This is a genomic window from Clostridium cuniculi (assembly GCF_004353185.1).
GTDB lineage: Bacteria > Bacillota > Clostridia > Clostridiales > Clostridiaceae > Clostridium > Clostridium cuniculi.
The window spans coordinates 1-1,603 of record NZ_SMUS01000093.1; the positions used below are offsets into that span (position 1 = coordinate 1).

Below are 1,603 nucleotides of genomic sequence, written 5' to 3' on the forward strand. Positions count from 1 at the left end.
TAGTGGTGTTAGTAAATAATTGTGTATCAATTCTACATAAAGTGAGAGATGGTAAGGATACAAGTAAAAGCACATTTATTTGTTGCTTAACTTTGATATATTTATGGATTAGTACACTTATATTATGTGCTAGTTAAAATTCCAATTTGCAGAGTAGATTTTATGGCTAATTTCAAATTGTTATGAACTAATTAAGTAAATTGATCCTTGAAAATTTAATAGTACGATAATGCTAAAATAGGTTATAATTTAGAGATGATATAATATAAACTATTTATGAAAAAGGAGAAATAATCAGTGAAAAGAGAATATTTTATAGAAGCCTGCAGTGGACAAGCGATAGAAGTAAAGAAAAATGAAAGAATTACAGTTATAGATATAGAAGGGAAACAAGTTGTTGACTTCTTTGCAGAATCTAAAAATAATCCTTTAGAATTTCTATCCACTGGGGTAACAATTGATTGTAATGATTCTTTGAAATTAAAAGCTGGAGATACTATATATACTAATCTTTATCATCCTATGTTTACTTTGTTATCAGATGACGTAGGAGAACATGATTTGATTCATCCTTGTTGTAGACCTGAAATGTATGATTTTTTCTATGAAAATGGAGAAAATCATTATAATTGCTTTGAAAACATAAATGGATGTTTAAATGAACAACGACCAATAATTTATCCTGTTAATTTTTTTATGTATACAAAAATTAATTCGAATGGAAGTATCTCTGTTGAAGAGCCAATTTCAAAGGCTGGAGACAAAGTTGTTTTAAAAGCAGAAATGGATGTTCGTCTTGGTATTGCTGCTTGTAGTGTATCTGAAAGTAAGTGTAATGGGGGAAAATGTTCTCCAATAAAAATTATAATTGAAGAATAATGCTAAAAATACCGTACTATTGAAAATGAATATACGGTATTTTTTTACGAACAATTCAAAAAAATTACGAGCATTTTGAATATATTGGGAACTAAATGTTCTTCGAAGATTGAATAATATGGTATTATAATAGTGTTTAAACTTAGATATAAGAGGAGAGTATTATGAAAAATAAGGTTGATAAAGGTTTTGAATTAGCTTATTGGAATTTAAGTTATAGAAGAAAGTTTATAAGAAATTTGTGGCAAGGTCCATTATGTTTTTTATTAATTGTATTTACTATTTTGATGGGAGATGACGTATTTATTAATAGAATAGTGCCTATATTATTAGTAGTATTCTACATATGGCAATTAATTTATACTTATATCAAATGGAGAAATGATGAATAATCTTAGTATATTACAAACAAAAAATAAATTTTTTATTAAATACCGTATTATTCAAAAAAGAATATGCGGTATTTTTTAGTTGCAATTCAAAAAAATTACGAGCATTTTGAAATTATTGCGAACTAACTAAGAGAATTTGTTCTTTAAAAATTGAATAGTACGACATTTACTAAATATGGTATAATTAACTCATAATTGTATTATTTGGATTTGTGTCAATATCTTGGACACAAAAATTCGAACTTACTTAAGCTGCATTCAAAGCCTTAAATTCTACCTCATTAGGAGTATTATAATCAAGAGCTGAATGCAGTCTTTTACTATTGTAAAAA

Annotated in this window: 2 protein-coding genes; both read left to right on the forward strand. The window is 26.3% G+C overall.

Annotated features, from left to right (window positions below; translation table 11 throughout):
- The first annotated feature begins 297 nt into the window (after positions 1–297).
- Positions 298–879, forward strand: coding sequence for a DUF1989 domain-containing protein (locus EJJ37_RS19680; protein WP_133017120.1), 582 nt, complete (start codon positions 298–300; stop codon positions 877–879).
- 164 nt (positions 880–1,043) lie between these two features.
- Complete coding sequence (locus EJJ37_RS19685) at positions 1,044–1,271, forward strand: hypothetical protein (RefSeq protein WP_133017121.1); 228 nt, start codon at positions 1,044–1,046, stop codon at positions 1,269–1,271.
- The last annotated feature ends 332 nt before the right edge of the window (positions 1,272–1,603 follow it).